Origin of the sequence: Achromobacter sp. ACRQX (assembly GCF_022346505.1) — a bacterium.
In the GTDB taxonomy this organism is placed as follows: domain Bacteria; phylum Pseudomonadota; class Gammaproteobacteria; order Burkholderiales; family Burkholderiaceae_B; genus Achromobacter; species Achromobacter animicus.
In genome coordinates, this window is the sequence record NZ_JAKRML010000011.1 from 1 (window position 1) to 17,136 (window position 17,136).

A 17,136-nucleotide genomic window follows, 5' to 3' on the forward strand; every position below is an offset into this window, starting at 1 on the left:
CATCGCACCGGGCCTCATGATGGGGCTGACGCCGAAGTAGACGGGGTCGATCCCTGCCTTGATGACGACGGGCATGAGTACGGGCCCGAGGATCAGGATGGTCGGCGTCAGATCCATCACCGTGCCGACCAGCGTCAGCAGGATCAGCAGCGCGAACATCAGCATCTTTGGCTGATCCATGACCGGCTCAAGCAATGCGATCAGGTCCTGCGGCAGGTCCGCCAGCGTGATCATGTAGGACGAGACCATGGCGGCTGCCACCAGAAACATGACGACGGCGGTGGTGCGCGCCGCGTTGATGAAGAGCGGTCCCAGGTCGCGCCAGCCGATTTCGCGGTAGACGAAGAGGCTGACCAACAACGCATACACGGCGGCGACGACGGCCGCTTCCGTGGGGGTGAAGATGCCGCCCCGCAGGCCTCCGATGATGATGACCGGCAGGAACAGCGCCCATAGTGAGCCGCGCAGCGCCTTCAGGCGGTTGCGCCAGGGCTCACGCGGCGCGGGCTTGATGCTGCCGTGCTTGCGCGCCACCCAGGCCCACACCGCCACCAGCGTCAGCCCCATCATGAGGCCCGGTGCGATGCCGGCGAAGAACAGCTTGGTGATCGACACGTTGGTGGCGACCCCGAAGATGATGAACGAGATCGACGGCGGAATGATGGGCGCGATGATGCCGCCGGCGGCGATCAGGCCCGACGCCTGGCCGGCCTCATAACCCTTTTCGCGCAGCATCGGGATGAGCAGTGATCCCAGCGCCGCGGCGTCTGCCACGGCCGAGCCCGACAGCGACGCCAGCAGCACGCTGGCGAAAATGGCCACATATCCCAGGCCGCCCTGGATGTGGCCCACGAACGTGTTGGCCAGATGCACGATGCGCCGCGAGATGCCGCCGGCGTTCATCAGTTCGCCGGCCAGCATGAAAAGCGGCACCGCCATCAGCGTGAAGCTGTTGGCGCCGGACAGCATGTTCTGGGCGAGGAGCTGGGTGTCGTAGAAGTCCAGCTGGAACATCATGACGATCGCGCTGATGATGAGCGCGAAGGCGATCGGCATGCCCAGGGCGATCAGCCCCAGCAGCACGACTAGGAAGACGGTCAGGATCATTGCGGATATCCGGGCAGATGATTGGGGGCGGGGAGGGGCGGGTTCAGACCGCCGGGTCTTCCGGACTGGACTCCGCCGGCAGCGGGCCGCCCGCAATCACGCGGACCAGGTCGATGAGGGTCAGAATGCCCATCGCCACTGCGGCATACAGGCCGGCCGCGTTAAAGACGGCCAGCGGCATGCCGGTGACCGGCAGCACGGTGTCCATGCCGATCACCGTCTGGACCCAGCCGCCTTCGGCCATCAGCCACAGCACCCAAAGGATCATCAGCTGGCAGGCAATGTGCGACACGCGGCGCGCGCCCGGGCCAAAGCGTTCCACCATCATGGTGACCCCGATGTGCTGGTGTTCGCGCAGCGCGATCACCGCGCCCAGGAAGATCATCCAGACAAAGGCCAGGCGCGAGACCTCATCGGACACGTTGATGCCGGAGTTGAAGAGATAGCGCAGCGCCACGTTGCCGAACAGCAGCACGACCATCACGATCAGACAGGCCACCATCAGCCAGGTCTGCAGCACAAAACACCAGTCCGCGGCACGGGCCAGCGGCGACCGGCCCGGGCGCGATGGCCCCGGCCGCCCCAGTGGGGAAGCTTGCATGGTTGTCTCCTCTCCGTTCTTCCGGAGCTTTTTTAATCGTTTGATGCAGATCATGTTAGCGCTAACATTTTTGCTTTGGCAAGCCTCTTTTTTTCCGTCAGACTACGCGCTTGCATTCACCGCGAGGGTCCATGTCCATCCGCAAACCCCGAAGCTCGCGCGCCGGCCGCGTCACCATGCAGGACGTCGCGCGGCGCGTCGGCGTCAGCGCCATCACGGTCTCGCGGGCGCTGCGCACGCCGGACAAGGTGGGGGAAGACCTGCGCCAGCACATCGCGCGGGTGTGCCAGGAACTTGGCTACGTGCCCAACCACGCCGCCAGCGCGCTTGCGTCGGCGCGGTCGCAGACCATCGTGGTGCTGATTCCGTCGCTGAGCAACGTGGTCTTCGTGGACATCATCACGGGCATCAAGGACGTGCTGGACCAGCACGGCTACCACATGCTGATTGGCGTCACGGGCTACTCGCCGGACGAAGAAGAGGCGCTGCTGCGCAAGTATCTGCAGCACTCGCCCGACGGGTTGGTGCTGACCGGCATCGATCACAATCCGGGCGTCTGGGAACTGCTGCGCGCGCAGGCGATTCCCACGGTGCACACGATCGAAACGCTGGAAGGCAACGACGACATGAGCGTCGGGTTCTCGCAATTCGACTCGGGCTACGCGGCCGGCCGTCATCTGGTGGAACGCGGCTACCGCCGCATCGGCATCATCGGCGCGCAGTTGGATCCGCGGTCGCTGCGCCGTTGCGAGGGGTGCCGGCAGGCGCTACGCGATGCAGGCTTGTATGACGCGGCGCTGGAAATCATGACGCCGGAGAAATCGTCGATCAGCCTGGGGGCCGCGTTGATGCAGGACCTGCACGCGCGCCACCCGGATTGCGACGCCGTGTTCTTCTGCAACGACGACCTGGCGCAGGGCGCGGTGTTCCAATGCGGCCGCGATGGGTTGCAGGTGCCGGCGCAAATGGCGATCGTCGGGTTTCATGACCTGGCGGGCACGGCCTGGACCACGCCGCCGCTGTCTACCATCGCCACGCCGCGCTATCAGATCGGGCTATCCGCCGCGCGATTGCTCATGCAGCATCTGGCGGGCGAACCCGTGCCCGAGCGGCACGTGGATCTGGGTTTCGAACTGGTCCAGCGCGAAACCAGCTAAGCGCCCTCCAGCATCGCCATCAATCCGATGATCAGCGCCTGCATGCCCTGATCCAGTTCCACTTCCATCTCGGATTCTTCCGCCGTGCGCGCGGCGTCGACAACCGGCTCCAGCCCGGCAACCGAATACACCGTGTCCGCCACCGCAAGGCCGTGAAACGCCACGGTCGCCAGCAGGATGCGCGATTGTTCCTTTGAGATGCCATAGGCGTCGGCGATGTGGCGCTGATGCCCGTCGATCTTCGCCAGCATGGACGGCGTCGCGGCCAGCCGCCGGATGACGTAGGGCGTCACGCCCGGATGCGCCTTGACGAACTCGCGCACGGATGTCGCGAACACCGTCAGGTAGTCCTTGAGATCGCCGCGATCGTGGCTACAGGCCTGCGGAATCTGCCACCGATTGAAGATCTCCTCGGCGACCAGACGCTTGAGCTCTTCCAGGCTGGGCACGTGCTTGTACAGCGCCATGTGGCTGACGCCCAGCGCCGCTGCGACGCCGACGAACGTGATGTTGGGCAGGCCCACGGCGATGCCGGCATCGGCGATCCGCTCGCGGGTGATGGTGGGAGGGCGTCCCCGTGCGGGGCGGCGCTCTGGCGGCTGCATGTCTGATCCCTGGTGTTGGCGTCGGCGTTCCCGCACTTTAACCCGTCCCGCAATTATTTAGTTTATTGCTATGCAACTATTTCAAGATTTAGTTTATAGTGATGCAAATAATTATCAACTTCGTCCTGGTACTTCGTTCATGAGCACTTCCGGAGCCGCGCCGGCCCACGCTAAACACCCCGGCCCGCTCAGCCTGGTGTTGACCCCGATTCGCGGGCGACTCATTGCCGCAGCCGCGCTTGCCGCAGTTGGCACCATGCTCACGCTGGCGCCGCTCGCCGCCATCGCACACATTGCTCGCCTCTTCCTGGAAGGTCCCGAACCAACGGCTCCCGAGCTTTGGTGGACTGTCGCCGCTGCCGTCGCGTGCCTGTTCACGGGCATGGCGCTGGTGTCGGCTGCCGAACTGACCGCCCACCTGGCCGACAACCGGATCACGCATCATCTGCGTCTGGCCGGCGCGAGGCGGTTGGTGCAAGTGCCGCTGGGCTGGTTCACGGACCGGGCCTCCGGCGAGGTCAAACAGGCATTGCAGGACGACATGGCGACGCTGCACAGCCTCACCGCGCATTTCTTCACGGCGGTGGGACGCGCCGGCGGCGCCATCGCGGCGTCGGCGGTCTACCTGTTTGCGCAGGACTGGCGCCTTGCCATCGCGGCGTTGCTGCCGTTTCCGGGCTTCTTCCTCTTTCTGCGGCGGGCCATGAAGGCGGGCGGCGCGAACATGCCGGTGTTCATGGAACGCCTTGGCCGCCTCAACGGCGCGACCGTCGAATTCGTCAATGGCATACCCGTGGTCAAGGCGTTTGGCGATGCCGGCAAGGCGCATCGCGGCTACCGGGACGCGGTGGACGGCTTTGCCGCGGCTTTTGCCGACTTCACCCGGCCATTGGTCGCCGCGATGGCGCGGGCCCACGCGCTGATCGCGCCGGTCACGGTTCTGGGCGTGGTGCTGGGCGCGGGCGCGCTGTTCGTGGCGCTGGAGTGGATGGCGCCGGTGGACGTGCTGCCTTTCGCATTGGTGGCGCCGGGCATCTGCGCGCCGATGCTGTTGCTGCACACGCTGTTGCACGATCTGGGCAGCGCCACGGGCGCGGCGCAACGGGTGCTGGCGCTGATGAATACGCCCGTGCTGAAGGCGCCGGCGGCCGGCCACGGCCAGATTCCTAAAGGGCATGAAGTGCGGTTCGAGGATGTCAGCTACCGCTACGGCGATGGTCACGAGGCCGTGTCCGGCATCACGTTCACGCTGGCGCCCGGCACGGTGACCGCCATTGTCGGCCCGTCCGGCGCCGGCAAATCCACGCTCGCCCGCCTGCTGGTGCGCTTCTTCGACCCGGCGCAAGGGCGCATCACACTCGGCGGCGCGGACCTGCGCCAGATCGAGAGCGCGCAGATCTACCGGCGCATCGGCTTCGTGCTGCAGGAGGTGCGGCTGATCCACGCCAGCGTGCGCGACAACATTGCGCTGGGCCGGCCGGGCGCCACCCAGCAAGAGATCGAAGCCGCCGCGCGCGCCGCAAACATCCACGAACGCATCCTGGCCCTGCCGCGCGGCTACGACGCCGTGATCGGCGAAGACGCGCAGCTCTCGGGCGGGGAACGCCAACGCGTGAGCATCGCGCGCGCCGTCCTGCTGGATCCGCCCGTGCTGGTGCTGGACGAGGCCACGGCCGCAGCCGATGCCGGCAACGAAGCGGCCGTCCAGGAGGCGCTGTCGCGCTTTGCCCGTGGTCGCACGCTGCTGGTGATCGCGCACCGGCTGGACACGGTGGTGCATGCCGATCACATCCTGGTCCTGGAAGACGGGGCCATCACCGAACAGGGGCGGCACGACGCGCTGCTGGCGCAAGGCGGCTGCTATGCGCGGCTGTGGGCGCAGGACGGTCATGCGATGGCGACGGCGCAAGAGGAGCCGGCATGCTGACGACCCTTGTGCGCCTGCTTGGCAACGACGTTGCCTTCCTGCGCCGCTACGGGTGGCTGGCCGCCGCCTATGGGCTGGCCTGCGGGCTGACCATGGCAGCCACGGCGCCGCTGCTTACGCATCTGCTGGCCGGCGACACGCGGCTGGCCGCTGCGTGGCTGGCTGCGCTGCTCGCCGGGGTGGTGTGCTGCGGGGCGCTACGCCTGCCGGTCGAACGGGCCGGCGTGCGTGTGGGCGTCGCCATCCTGCAGGCTGGCCGCCATCGGCTGGGCGACCATGTGGCGCGCCTGCCTGTCGGCTGGTTCACGCCGCAGAACACCGCGCGTCTCAGCCATGTCGTCACGCAGGGCATGATGACCGTGGCCCAGTTGCCCGCGCACGTCTTCACGCCGCTCGTCGCAGGTGTGGCGGCGCCCCTCGTGCTGGTGGCGGCGCTGTTTGCGCAGCATTGGCTGCTGGGGCTGATCGCACTGGCGGCGCTGCCGCTGCTGGCGGGCGTGCTGGCGCTGACCGCGCGGTTGGCGGGGCGCGCCGACGCCGAGTTTCATCGGCGCTTTGCCGAAACCAGCCAGCGCGTGGTGGAGTTTGCGCAGGCGCAGTCGGTGCTGCGCGCCTTCAGCGCGGAAGGCGGCGGCATGCGGCACATCGAGCAATCCCTCGACGCGCAGCGCCGATCGGGCACGCGCCTGATCTGGCGGTCGGCGGCCGCGGCCGTCCTCAACGTCTGGGCGGTCCAGGCCGTCTTTGCCGCCCTGCTGATCGCGGCGGCTCTGTGGCTCAACGGATTGCTCGCCGCCGGCGCCGCTACCGGGGAATTGGTGGCCGCCGTTGTCGCGATGCTGCTGGCGGTGCGCTACATCGACGGCTTGCTCGAGGTTGCCGGCTACGGCGAGGTGCTGCGCGGCGCGCGCGCCCAGCTTGATGAGATCGACGCGCTTTTTGCGGCGGCGCCCTTGCCGGAGCCCGCCGCACCGCAGACGCCGCGCGACGCGTCCATCGAATTGCGCGACGTGCGCTTTCGCTACGCGCAGGACACGCCCGACGTGCTGCACGGCCTGAACCTGCGCATCGCGCCGGGCAGCATGGTCGCCCTGATCGGCGCATCGGGATCCGGCAAGACCACGCTGGTGCGGCTGATCGCGCGATTCTTCGACGTGACGCAAGGCAGCGTGCTCATCGGCGGCGTCGACGTGCGGCAGATCGCCAGCACGCAACTGGCCGGCCACATCAGCCAGATATTCCAGGACACCTATCTCTTTACCGGCACCATTGCCGACAACATCCGCGCTGGCCGGCCGGACAGTGATGATGCCGATGTCCTGCACGCCGCGCGGGAAGCGGGCGTGGACGAGATTGCCGCCCGCCTGCCGCAAGGCATGGACACGCCGGTGGGCGAGGGCGGCGCGCGGCTGTCGGGCGGCGAGCGCCAGCGCATCGCCATCGCCCGCGCGCTGATCAGCAACGCGCCCATCCTGCTGGTGGACGAGGCCACTGCGGCGCTGGACGCGGGCAATCAGGCCGTCATCGCCAGCACGCTGGCGCGCCTGCGCGGCAAGCGGACGCTGGTGGTCATTGCGCATCAGTTGTCGACGGTGGCGATGGCCGATGAGATCGCTGTGGTGGAGGACGGCCGGATCGTCGAAGCGGGCGCGCCGGCGGCGCTGCGCGCGAGCGGCGGACGGTACGCGCAATTCCTGACGCAGCGCGAGGCCGCCAAGGGTTGGCGCATCGCCGGAGACCGCGTCTGATGCGTGCCGGGCTGTCGGTGCTGTTCGTCGTGCTGTGCGGCGCGTCCCTCCTGGTCGGGGCGCGGCAGTTGGCCTGGACGCAGCTGTTTACGTTATCCGGCGACGCGTGGCTGACGCTGACCGCCAGCCGCCTGCCGCGGCTGGCCGCGCTGGTGCTGACGGGCGTCGGCCTGTCGGTGTGCGGCGTGATCCTGCAGCACATCGTGCGCAACAAGTTCGTCGAACCCGCCACCTGCGGCGGGCTGGACGCCGCCAAGCTGGGCATCCTGGTTGCGCTGACGGTGGCGCCGTCGATGGGGCCGGGCGGGCGGATGGCGTTTGCGCTGGCATTCTGCTTTGCGGCCAGCCTGGCCTTCGTCATGATCGTGCGCCGCATCCGGTTCAAGAACACGGTGCTGGTGCCCGTGATGGGGCTGATGTTCGGCGGCGTGCTGAGCGCGCTGGCCGAATTCCATGCCTATCGCAACAACATCCTGCAAAGCATGCAGGGCTGGCTGCTGGGCGACTTCTCAAAGATCGTGCAGGGCAATTACGAGATCATCTATCTCATCCTACCGATCGTCGTGCTGACGTACCTGTATGCGCACCGCTTCACGGTGGCCGGCATGGGCGAGGACATGGCCGTAAGCCTGGGGCTGAATTATCCGGCCACCGTCGCGCTGGGCCTGATGCTGGTGGCGGTCACGGTGTCGGCCACAGTCATCACGGTGGGCGCGATTCCGTTCGTGGGTTTGGTGGTGCCCAATCTGGTCGCGCTCCACTACGGCGACAACCTGGGCCGCACGCTGCCCGTCGTCGCCTTGGGCGGCGCGTCGCTGCTGCTGGTCTGCGACATCCTGGGGCGCGTGCTGATCTATCCGTTCGAAGTGCCCATTGGCCTGACGGCGGGGGGCGTGGGCGGCGTCCTGTTCCTGGCGCTGATTCTCTGGAAGCACCGATGATGCGCGCAGCTTCCCGGAACGCGGTCTGGATGGCGGTCATCGCGTTGGCCGTGGTGTTCCTGTTTTTCCGGTCGGGCCTGGACTTCGACTACATCATCCCCAAACGCCTCGCGCGGCTGGCGGCCATGGTGATCGGCGGCGTCTGCATCGCGTGGTCGTCGATCGTGTTCCAGACCCTGACCGGCAACCGGATCCTCACGCCCGCCATCATGGGCTACGAGGCGGTGTACCTGCTGCTGCAGTCCGTGTTGATCCTGGCGCTGGGCACGCAAAGCCTGGTGCTGCTGGGGCCGAACGGCAACTTCCTGGTCTCGGTCCTGGTGATGCTGGCGTATTCGTGGATCCTGCATCGCTGGCTGTTCCACCGCGGCAGGCAGAACGTGTATTTCCTGCTGCTGGTGGGGCTGGTGCTGACCATGGTGATCGGCACTTTCACGCAGTTCGTGCAACTGAAGACCAGTCCGGGCGAGTTCTCGATCCTGCTGGGATTTACCCAGGCCTCGTTCGGCAAGGCCGAGCCGGCGCAGTTGCTGGCATCCGCCGCCGTTGTTGCCGTGGTATGCCTGGCCGGACGCAGGCAATTGCCGACGCTGGACGTCCTGTCGCTGGGGCGTGACCAGGCCATGTCGCTGGGCGTGGATCATCCGCGCGCCGTGCAACTGCACCTGGCGTTGATCGCGGTGCTGGTCGCGGTCTCCACCAGCCTGCTGGGGCCCACGGCGTTCATGGGCATCTTTGTGGCCAACACCGCGTATGCGCTGGCGCGTACACGCCGGCACGGCATCACGTTGCCCACCGGCTGCGCCATCGCTGTCGGCATGTTCATCCTGGCCCAGCTCGCGGTCGAACATATCTTCAACTACAAGACCACCGTCGGCATCCTGGTCAATCTGGTCTGCGGCGGCTGGTTTCTTGCGCTGATGGCGCGCACGCGGGGCACCGCATGATCACGACCAGAAATCTCTCAAAAAGCCACGGCGCGAAGGCCGTCCTGCGCGACGTGAACCTGCAGTTCCCCGAGGGCCGGCTGACGTCGCTGATCGGTCCGAACGGCGCGGGCAAGACCACGCTTTTGATGATGATGTCGCGGTTGATGGAACCGACGCAGGGCGACGTCTTCATCGGCGACCGCAACGTGGCGGACATGCGCCGCGCCGATTACGCGCGGCGCGTCGCCACCTTGCGCCAGTCTCCCGACTTCAACCTGCGGCTCACGGTGGAAGACCTGGTGGCATTCGGGCGCTTTCCCTACAGCCGCGGCGCCTTGACGCCGCAGGACATGCAGGCGATCGACGAGGCCATCACATTTCTATCGCTGGAGCCGCTGCGCCGCGCCTACCTGGACGAACTGAGCGGCGGCCAGCGGCAGATGGCGTTCATGGCCATGACCATCGCGCAGCAGACCGATTGCCTGCTGCTGGACGAGCCGCTGAACAACCTGGACATCCGGCACGCAGTCCAGATCATGCGTGCGCTGCGCCGCCTGAGCGACGACCACGGCCGCACCGTGATCCTGGTCGTGCACGACATCAACTTCGCGGCCAGCTATTCGGACCATGTCGTCGCGCTGAAGGGCGGGGTGGTGCATTGCGCGGGCGCGGTGCATGAGGTCATGACCGAAGACCGGCTGCGCGACCTGTATGGACTGGATTTCGAGATCACGCAGGGCGATCGCGGTCGTCTGTGCAACTACTTCAATCCCCCTGGAGAACTGAAATGATCCTGTCGCACTGGCCGAGGGCGATGCTGCTAGCCGCGGCATTGGCCGCAACAGCGGCGCTGCATGGCTGCGGCCAAGCCACGGACACGTCCAAGGCCGCCGCGGCAACGGCCGCCGCGGCCGCCGCGGACGCGCCGTCGCAGAATGCTTATGTCCCGATCACCGTCAAACACAAGCTGGGCGAGACCGTGATCGACCGGCTGCCGCAGCGCGTGGTGGCCCTGGACATGAACGAAGTCGATTTTCTGGACGAGCTGGGCGTCCCCGTCGTGGGCATGCCCAAGGACTTCGTGCCGCACTTCCTGGTCCGCTACCGCGACGCGCCCGACGTGCAGGACATGGGCGCCATCGTCCAGCCGAATCTGGAGCGCGTGCACGCGGCAAAGCCGGATCTCATCCTGATCACCTCGCTGCAGGCGAACCACTACAAGGAGCTGAGCCAGATCGCGCCGACCATCCACTTCGACGTGGACTACCGCGACAGTCAGGCCGACCACATCGAGATCGTCAAGGACCATCTGCTGACGCTGGGGCGCATTTTCGGCAAGGAGGACCTTGCCCGCAGGAAGGCGGCTGATCTGGACGCCAAGGTTGAGGCGGCCCGCGCGCTCATCCGCGATCGTCCGGAAACGGCGCTCGTCGTGCTGCACAACAACGGCGCCTTCAGTTCGTTCGGCGTGCATTCCCGTTACGGCTTCATCTTCAAGGCGCTGGGCGTGAAACCGGCCAGTCCCTTGGCCGATGGCGGCCTGCATGGCCAGCCGATCTCCAGCGAATTCATCCAGCAGGCGAACCCGGGCATCGTCTACGTGGTCGACCGCACGGCCGTGATGGAACGCCGGCCGGCCCTGAACGCTGAGACGCTGGGCAACCCGCTGCTGCGTCAGACGGCCGCGTGGCAAGACGGCCGCGTGGTCTTTGCCGACGCCGAGGCCTGGTATGTCACTGCCGCCAGCGTGAAGTCGCTGCATCTCATGATCGACGAAGTCAAGAGGCCTTACCGGAACTGATTTCTCAAGACGCCCCGCGCGTCATTGCCGATCCAAACGTAAATGATTCCCAGTCGCCCGGATTGCCGGGCGTTCCCAGCTCAACTGAACGGAGCATTCCATGAGCAAACGTCGCCATAGCGGCCGCGTCGCACGTCCTTCGCCGCTAGCCGGGCAGGCAAAGCCCGCCTTTTCCTTGAACCCTTTCGTCGCCGCCGTGTTCGGCCTTACGCTGGGCGCCGCGGTTGCGACGCCGGCGTGGGCGCAGCAGGAGACGGGTGTGAAGACCCTGCCCACGGTGACCGTTACGGGCCAGGCCGATGCGCAGGAAGCGCCGTCAACGCCCTACGCCGGTGGCCAGGTCACGTACGGCGGCCGTGTAGGCTTCCTGGGCGACAAGGACTTCATGGACACGCCGTTCTCCGTCATCAACTACACGGAAAAGTACATCGAGGACCTGCAGGCCAAGGACATCACCGATGTCATCGCCCGCACCGACCCGTCGGTGTTCAGCAACGGCGTGTCGGGCGCGTGGAGCGAAAACTACTCGATCCGTGGCTTCTCGTCCGCCACCACCGACATGACGTTCAACGGGCTGGCCGGCATGGCGCCTTACTACCGGACGTCGCCCGAGATGTTCGAGCGGATCGAGGTCTTGAAGGGCCCGTCCGCCTTGCTGAACGGCATGCCTCCCGGCGGTTCGGTCGGCGGCACGGTCAACCTGGTGTCCAAGCGCGCCGGCGCCGAGCCGCTGACGCGCCTGACCGCCACCTACATGTCGGACGCGCAGTTCGGCGGGCACCTGGACATGGGGCGGCGCTTCGGCGAGAACCAGCAGTTCGGCATCCGGTTCAACGGCATGTACCGCAACGGCGACGGTCCCGTCGACGACCAGAAAAAGCGCGCGCAACTGGCGTCGCTGGGCCTGGACTGGCGCGGCGAGCGGGTCCGCATCTCCGCCGATCTGTACGACACCGATGAGCGCATCGACGGCGTGACGCGCGGCATCAACCTGGCGCCCGGCATCGGCGTGCCCAAGCCGCCCAAACCCGAAACCCTGTTGAACCCGGATTGGGCCTACGTGAAGAACCAGGATCGCGGCGCCATGGTCCGCGGCGAATTCGACGTCACCGACAAGCTGATGGCGTACGCGGCCATCGGCACCAGCCGTTCCGAATACACCTACAGCGGCGCCATGTCGGCGCAGGTGTTCAACGATGCCGGCGACTTCCGCACGTCGATGGGGCAACTCAACATGGAGGTGGACAAAACCTCCGGCGACGCGGGCCTGCGCGGCAAACTGCAGACCGGCGCGATCAAGCATCAGTGGGTGCTGAACGCCACGTACTACTCCGATGATCAACACGATTACGGCCGCCGCTCGGTGCCCGGCGCGGACTGGGTCACCAACATCTACAACCCCGTCTGGGGTCCGGCGCCCGCCGGCGTTTTTCCCCCCATCATGCACAGCAAGACGCGCATGATCAGCTATGGCCTGGCCGACACCTTGTCCTTTGCGGAGGACCGCGTGCAACTGACGCTGGGCGCGCGCCGCCAGGAGGTCCGCACCGACAGCTTCAGCGTCGCCACCGGCGCGCGCACCAGCCGCTATGACGCCCACGCCACGACGCCCGCCGCCGCGCTGCTCGTCAAGGCGACGGACAACATTTCCGTGTACGCGAACTACATCGAGGGCCTCTCCAAGGGTCAGTCCGCGCCCGCCACCGCGGCCAACGCAGGCGAGCTCTTTGCGCCCTTCAAGACCAAGCAGAAGGAGATCGGCCTGAAGGTCGACCTGGGCGACTTCACCCATACGCTGGCGCTGTTTGAAATCGAGCGCCCCAGCAGCTACACCGATCCGGTCACAAACGTGTTCTCGTTCGGCGGCGAGCAGCGCAACCAGGGCGTGGAATGGGGCTTCTTCGGCGAACCGCTGCGTGGCGTGCGCCTGATCGGCGGCGTCGCCTATATCGATCCCAAGGTGACGAAAGCCGCCGTCGCGGCCAACGAGGGCAAGCAGGCCACCGGCATCCCGAGGCTACAGGGGAAACTTGGCGTGGAATGGGACGTGCCGGCGGTGCAGGGGCTGACGTTGACGGCCAACGCGACCACGGTGTCCAAGCAGTACATCAGCGCGGACAACTCGCTGTCGGTGGGCGGGCGCACCACGTACGACATCGGCGCGCGCTACGCCACGAAGGTGGCGGACCGCCAGGTGGTGCTGCGCGCCGCCATCAATAATCTGACGAACAAGGCCTATTGGGGCATGCCGCAGCTCTCCAGCCTGGCACTGGGCGCGCCGCGCACGTTCATGCTGTCGGCGTCGATGGACTTTTAAGGGGGCGCAGCGCCAGAAACACCCCGGCCGCCATGATGAGCCCCATGCCCGCCAGCGCCAGCGCGTCTGGCGGGCGCTGGAACCAGAATGTGCTGAAGCCCAGCGCCAGCAGCAACTGGAAGTAGTTCAGCGGCGCCAGCGTCGCGGCCGGGACGCGCTGGAAGGCGGCGATCAGCAGGATCTGCGCCAGTCCGCTGCACGCGCCCAGCGCAAGAATGATGGCGGTGTCCGCCGGTCCCGGCCAGGGATCGGGCAGGAAGAAGGGCGCCGGCAGCGCCGTCACGATGAGGCAGATGAACGCGGTGTACGCATACTGCACCGGCCCCGGCACCTTGTTCGACAGCTTTCGCGTCAGCACCTGGAAGATCGCGTAACTGACGGCGGACACCGCCATCAGCAACGTGCCCAGCAGAGGCAGGTCGCCGCCGGGCCGCACGATCAGCAGCATGCCGCCAAACCCCGCAGCCACGGCGCCCCATTGCGCCGCGCGGACGCGTTCGCCCAGCATCCAGGGCGACAGCGCCACCATGATGAGCGGGGCCGTGAAGTAGATGGCGGTGGCTTCGGACAGCGGCATCCAGATCAGCGCGGTCATGAAGCAAGTGGCCACCGTGGCCAGCATGACGCCGCGCAGCACCAGCAGCGGCTTTTCCGGCGCGTCGCGCAGGCGCAGGCCGCGCCCATGGCGCCACAGCATGCCCATCGCCAGCGTCACCACCGCCAGGTAGCGCATCACGTTCAGGAAGGGCGCGGGGTAGCGTTCCAGCAACTGCTTGGCGCCCGCGTCGAAGGTGGCAAACGCCACCAGCGCCGCAAAGAACAGCAGGATGCCGGTCTGGCGCGCGGGCGTTGATCCGGTCAGGGCGCTCATCCGGCGCACGTGCTCATGCACGCCTTTGCGCACCCCCGGGCATGGTCACTTGCCGCCACGGTCGAATCCTTCAAGAAACGCGTCCAGCGCCGGTCCGATCGCCTCGACCATGTAGCCGCCTTCCTGCACCACCACGGTCGGCACGCCCAGACCGGCGACGCGCGCGCCGATGTCGCGGTAGGCGTCGATGTCCAACCGGAGCACGCTGATGGGATCGTCCTTGTACGTGTCGAACCCCAGCGGCAAAACCAGCGCCTCGGGCGCATAGCCCGCCAAGGCGTCCAGCGCCGTGTCCAGCGCCTGCAGGAATTCCGCGTTGCCGCAGCCGTGCGCCAGCGGCAGGTTCAGGTTGTAGCCTTCGCCCGCCCCGTGGCCGCGTTCGTGCGCGTAGCCGGTGTAGAAGGGGTAATAGCCCGCCGGGTCGGCATGAAGCGACACCGTCATCACATCCGGCCGCTGGTAGAAGATGTTCTGCGTGCCGTCGCCGTGATGCGCGTCCACGTCCAGCACCGCCACCTTGGACCACGTCTGCAGCAGCCGGCTGGCCGCGGCGGCGCTGCTGTTCAGGTAACAGAAGCCGCCCGCGCGATCGCGATGGGCGTGGTGGCCGGACGGCCGGCACAGCGCATACGCCACCCCGCCACCGCCCGCAACATGATCCGCCGCCGCCAGCGCGCTATGGGTGGACCGCAGCGCCGAACGCCACGTCTGCGGCCCGATGGGGCAGGACAGGTCGCTCAGGTAATACCCGGTCTGCGCCACGATGGACGGCGAGGGGCAGGGGCCGCGCCCGGCGGTATCGATGCGGCCGTTGTAGTACGGCGAGAGATTCGGCAGAACCTCCGGCCCGGGATCGACCCCCGGCGCCTTCAACGCCTGCCAGCGCGCAAAGGCCGTTTCCAGATAATCCAGATAATCCGCGCTGTGGACGTGTTCGAGCGGCTTGCGTCCATAGTCGGCCGGCGCTTCGACCTTGATGCCGCGGGCGGCCAGCGCCTGCTGCAGGTTCTCGGCGCGCGACGGCAGGTCGGTCGGGGCGCTGATGCGGCCCAGCCGCATGAATTGGCGGGGCGAATGCAGCAGCTGTTCTTCGGAAAAAAAGGCCTTCATGGATATCCTCGCTCAGACCGTCCGGGTCAATGCCAGATGCGCGGGGCTCATGCCCGCTTCAGTTCGATCTCGACGAACACGAATTCCGTGTCGCTGGGATTGATGACGTTGTGCTCCACGCCGACCGGCCGGTAGTACGCCACGCCGGTGGTGAGCTGGCTGGTGACCTGGCCGGTGGGCGTGTCCAGCAGCAGCGGGCCGGTGGTCTGCGGCACCACCACGTAGTTCATGCCATGGCGGTGCCAGCCCGTCTCGCCACCCGGCGGGAAGCGCCACTCGGTGACGGTGACCTGCTCGTTGTCGATCTGCACGGTGGGGATAGCGGCGGGGCGTTGCATAAGCGGTTCTCCTGAATGACGATGACGGAATGGCGGTCAGGCGGCCTGCGCCTTGGTCGGGTCCCAATGCTGGCCCGGCACCGCGGCGATCAGCTGGCGCGTGTACGCATGCTGCGGGTTGTCGAAGATCTGGGCAGGCGACCCGTACTCGACCACCTTGCCGCGATGCATGACCAGGACCGAATTGCAGATCTGCGCCGCTACGCGCAGGTCGTGGGTGATGAACACCAGCGCAATCTTCAGCCGCTGCTGCAGGTCGTGCAGCAGTTGCAGCACCTGCGCCTGCACCGACACGTCCAGCGCGGAGACCGATTCGTCGGCCACCAGCACCTTGGGTTCCAGCGCCAGGGCGCGCGCGATGCCGATGCGTTGGCGCTGGCCGCCCGAAAACTGGTTGGGATAGCGATCGAAGGCAGACGGATCCATGCCCACCAGCGACAGCAGTTCGCGCGCCCGGGCCTCGGCCTGCGCCCGCGCCACGCCGTTGGCGACCGGGCCGTCGCTGATGATGCGGCCCACGGTGTGCCGGGGGTTGAGCGAGGCAAACGGGTCCTGGAAGATCATCTGGATTTCGTGCCGCATCGGCCGAAAGCGGGACTCGGGCAGCGTGGCGATGTCCTGCCCGTTGAACAGCAACTGGCCGCCATTGATGCCGACAAGCTTGAGCAGGCATTTGCCGATCGTGGACTTGCCGGACCCCGATTCGCCCACGATGCCCAGCGTCTCGCCGCGCCGCACGGCAAAGCTCACGCCGTCCACCGCGCGCACCTCGCGCTTGTTGCCCAGCCAGCCGTGGCCGATCACGTAGGTCTTCTTCAGGTCCTTCACTTCCAGCACCGGTCTGTCGTCCGCGATTCCGGCGCGTTCCTCGCCGCGCCGGTGAGGCACCGCCGCGATCAGGCGCTGGGTATACGGATGGCGCGGACGGTTGAGCACTTCGTCGGCAGGGCCTTGCTCGACCAGAATGCCTTTCTCCATGACAGCCACGCGATGGGCGATCTCGGCCACCACGCCGAAGTCGTGCGTGACGAACATCACGCCCATGCCTTTCTCTTTCTGGATCCGCGCGATCAGCGCCAGGATCTGCGCCTGCGTCGTCACGTCCAGCGCGGTCGTGGGCTCGTCCGCGATCAGCAGCGCGGGTTCCAGCGCCAGCGCCATCGCGATCATGACGCGCTGGCGCTGTCCGCCGGACAGCCGGAATGGGTAGACGTGATAGAGCGTCGCCGGGTCCGGCAGGCCCACGAATTCCAGCAGTTCCAGCGTGCGCTTCAGGCGCTCGGCGCCTGGGTAGGCGTCATGCACGCGCATCACCTCGCTGATCTGCTCGCCCACCGTCATCAGCGGGTTCAGGGCCGACAGCGGCTCCTGGAAGATCATCGCCATGTCCTTGCCGCGCATGGCCTGAAGCGCCGGTTCGTCCCGCTGCAGCAGGTCCTGGCCGCGGAACAGGATGCGGCCCTGCTGCGGCGTCAGGTAGTCGGGCAGCAGTCCCATGATGGCGTTGGCGCTCATGGACTTGCCCGATCCGGATTCGCCGACGATGCACAGGATTTCCCCGGCGCGGATGTCGTACGAGACGTCCTGTACGGCGTAGGGGCGGTCACCGCCCTTGGGCAGCGCGATGGTCAGGTTCTGGATGGACAGCAGCGGCGTCGATTCTGGGGTTGGATTCATGCCGGCC

The 17,136-nt window shown here is 67.0% G+C and carries 15 protein-coding genes; 8 read left to right on the forward strand and 7 right to left on the reverse strand.

Annotation, left to right across the window (positions count from 1 at the left end):
- A partial coding sequence (locus tag MHZ91_RS12195; RefSeq protein ID WP_239213778.1) for a TRAP transporter large permease occupies window positions 1-1,107 on the reverse strand: 1,107 nt, incomplete at its 3' end.
- Window positions 1,108-1,150: 43 nt separating this feature from the next.
- Window positions 1,151-1,708 carry a TRAP transporter small permease gene (locus MHZ91_RS12200; RefSeq protein ID WP_175138561.1) on the reverse strand — a complete coding sequence of 186 codons (558 nt, stop codon included), beginning with the start codon at window positions 1,706-1,708 and terminating at the stop codon, window positions 1,151-1,153.
- Window positions 1,709-1,839: 131 nt separating this feature from the next.
- On the opposite strand from MHZ91_RS12200, the gene MHZ91_RS12205 reads away from it, so the two are divergent.
- Window positions 1,840-2,865: a LacI family DNA-binding transcriptional regulator gene (locus tag MHZ91_RS12205; protein WP_239213779.1), complete on the forward strand. Its 1,026-nt coding sequence runs from the start codon at window positions 1,840-1,842 to the stop codon at window positions 2,863-2,865.
- Here MHZ91_RS12205 and MHZ91_RS12210 read toward each other — a convergent pair.
- Entirely contained in the window at window positions 2,862-3,470 is a 609-nt protein-coding gene (locus tag MHZ91_RS12210; protein ID WP_175184992.1) for a TetR/AcrR family transcriptional regulator, read from the reverse strand. The two genes, MHZ91_RS12205 and MHZ91_RS12210, sit on opposite strands and share 4 nt — an antisense overlap.
- Before the next feature lie 139 nt (window positions 3,471-3,609).
- On the opposite strand from MHZ91_RS12210, the gene MHZ91_RS12215 reads away from it, so the two are divergent.
- From MHZ91_RS12215 to MHZ91_RS12245, 7 genes are all read left to right on the forward strand, one after another.
- Entirely contained in the window at window positions 3,610-5,397 is a 1,788-nt protein-coding gene (locus MHZ91_RS12215) for an ABC transporter ATP-binding protein (RefSeq protein ID WP_239213781.1), read from the forward strand.
- Complete coding sequence (locus tag MHZ91_RS12220) at window positions 5,391-7,145, forward strand: ABC transporter ATP-binding protein (RefSeq protein WP_239213783.1); 1,755 nt, start codon at window positions 5,391-5,393, stop codon at window positions 7,143-7,145. The genes MHZ91_RS12215 and MHZ91_RS12220 overlap by 7 nt, the downstream gene beginning before the upstream one ends.
- The gene (locus tag MHZ91_RS12225; RefSeq protein ID WP_239213785.1) at window positions 7,145-8,086 is read left to right on the forward strand and encodes an ABC transporter permease; all 942 of its coding nucleotides are present in this window, start codon (window positions 7,145-7,147) and stop codon (window positions 8,084-8,086) included. The genes MHZ91_RS12220 and MHZ91_RS12225 overlap by 1 nt, the downstream gene beginning before the upstream one ends.
- Window positions 8,086-9,033 carry an iron chelate uptake ABC transporter family permease subunit gene (locus tag MHZ91_RS12230; protein ID WP_239213960.1) on the forward strand — a complete coding sequence of 316 codons (948 nt, stop codon included), beginning with the start codon at window positions 8,086-8,088 and terminating at the stop codon, window positions 9,031-9,033. Before MHZ91_RS12225 ends, MHZ91_RS12230 begins: the two co-directional genes overlap by 1 nt.
- Entirely contained in the window at window positions 9,030-9,806 is a 777-nt protein-coding gene (locus tag MHZ91_RS12235; RefSeq protein WP_239213787.1) for an ABC transporter ATP-binding protein, read from the forward strand. Before MHZ91_RS12230 ends, MHZ91_RS12235 begins: the two co-directional genes overlap by 4 nt.
- On the forward strand, window positions 9,803-10,816 hold the full coding sequence (locus MHZ91_RS12240; RefSeq protein ID WP_239213789.1) for a siderophore ABC transporter substrate-binding protein: 1,014 nt from the start codon (window positions 9,803-9,805) through the stop codon (window positions 10,814-10,816). The genes MHZ91_RS12235 and MHZ91_RS12240 overlap by 4 nt, the downstream gene beginning before the upstream one ends.
- A 100-nt stretch (window positions 10,817-10,916) precedes the next feature.
- The gene (locus tag MHZ91_RS12245; protein WP_239213792.1) at window positions 10,917-13,133 is read left to right on the forward strand and encodes a TonB-dependent siderophore receptor; all 2,217 of its coding nucleotides are present in this window, start codon (window positions 10,917-10,919) and stop codon (window positions 13,131-13,133) included.
- On the opposite strand, the gene MHZ91_RS12250 is transcribed toward MHZ91_RS12245, so the two are convergent.
- Genes MHZ91_RS12250 through MHZ91_RS12265 form a run of 4 tightly spaced genes read right to left on the reverse strand, consistent with a single transcriptional unit; the run spans window position 13,105 to window position 17,129 of the window.
- Window positions 13,105-14,004 (reverse strand): DMT family transporter, encoded by a 900-nt coding sequence (locus tag MHZ91_RS12250; RefSeq protein WP_175138553.1) that lies wholly within the window; start codon window positions 14,002-14,004, stop codon window positions 13,105-13,107. The two genes, MHZ91_RS12245 and MHZ91_RS12250, sit on opposite strands and share 29 nt — an antisense overlap.
- Before the next feature lie 45 nt (window positions 14,005-14,049).
- Window positions 14,050-15,114, reverse strand: a complete 1,065-nt coding sequence (locus tag MHZ91_RS12255) for a histone deacetylase family protein (RefSeq protein ID WP_239213795.1) — start codon at window positions 15,112-15,114, stop codon at window positions 14,050-14,052.
- A gap of 47 nt (window positions 15,115-15,161) precedes the next feature.
- The gene (locus MHZ91_RS12260; RefSeq protein ID WP_056569641.1) at window positions 15,162-15,452 is read right to left on the reverse strand and encodes a cupin domain-containing protein; all 291 of its coding nucleotides are present in this window, start codon (window positions 15,450-15,452) and stop codon (window positions 15,162-15,164) included.
- Between the two features lie 36 nt (window positions 15,453-15,488).
- Window positions 15,489-17,129, reverse strand: coding sequence for an ABC transporter ATP-binding protein (locus tag MHZ91_RS12265; protein ID WP_239213798.1), 1,641 nt, complete (start codon window positions 17,127-17,129; stop codon window positions 15,489-15,491).
- Window positions 17,130-17,136: the final 7 nt, after the last annotated feature.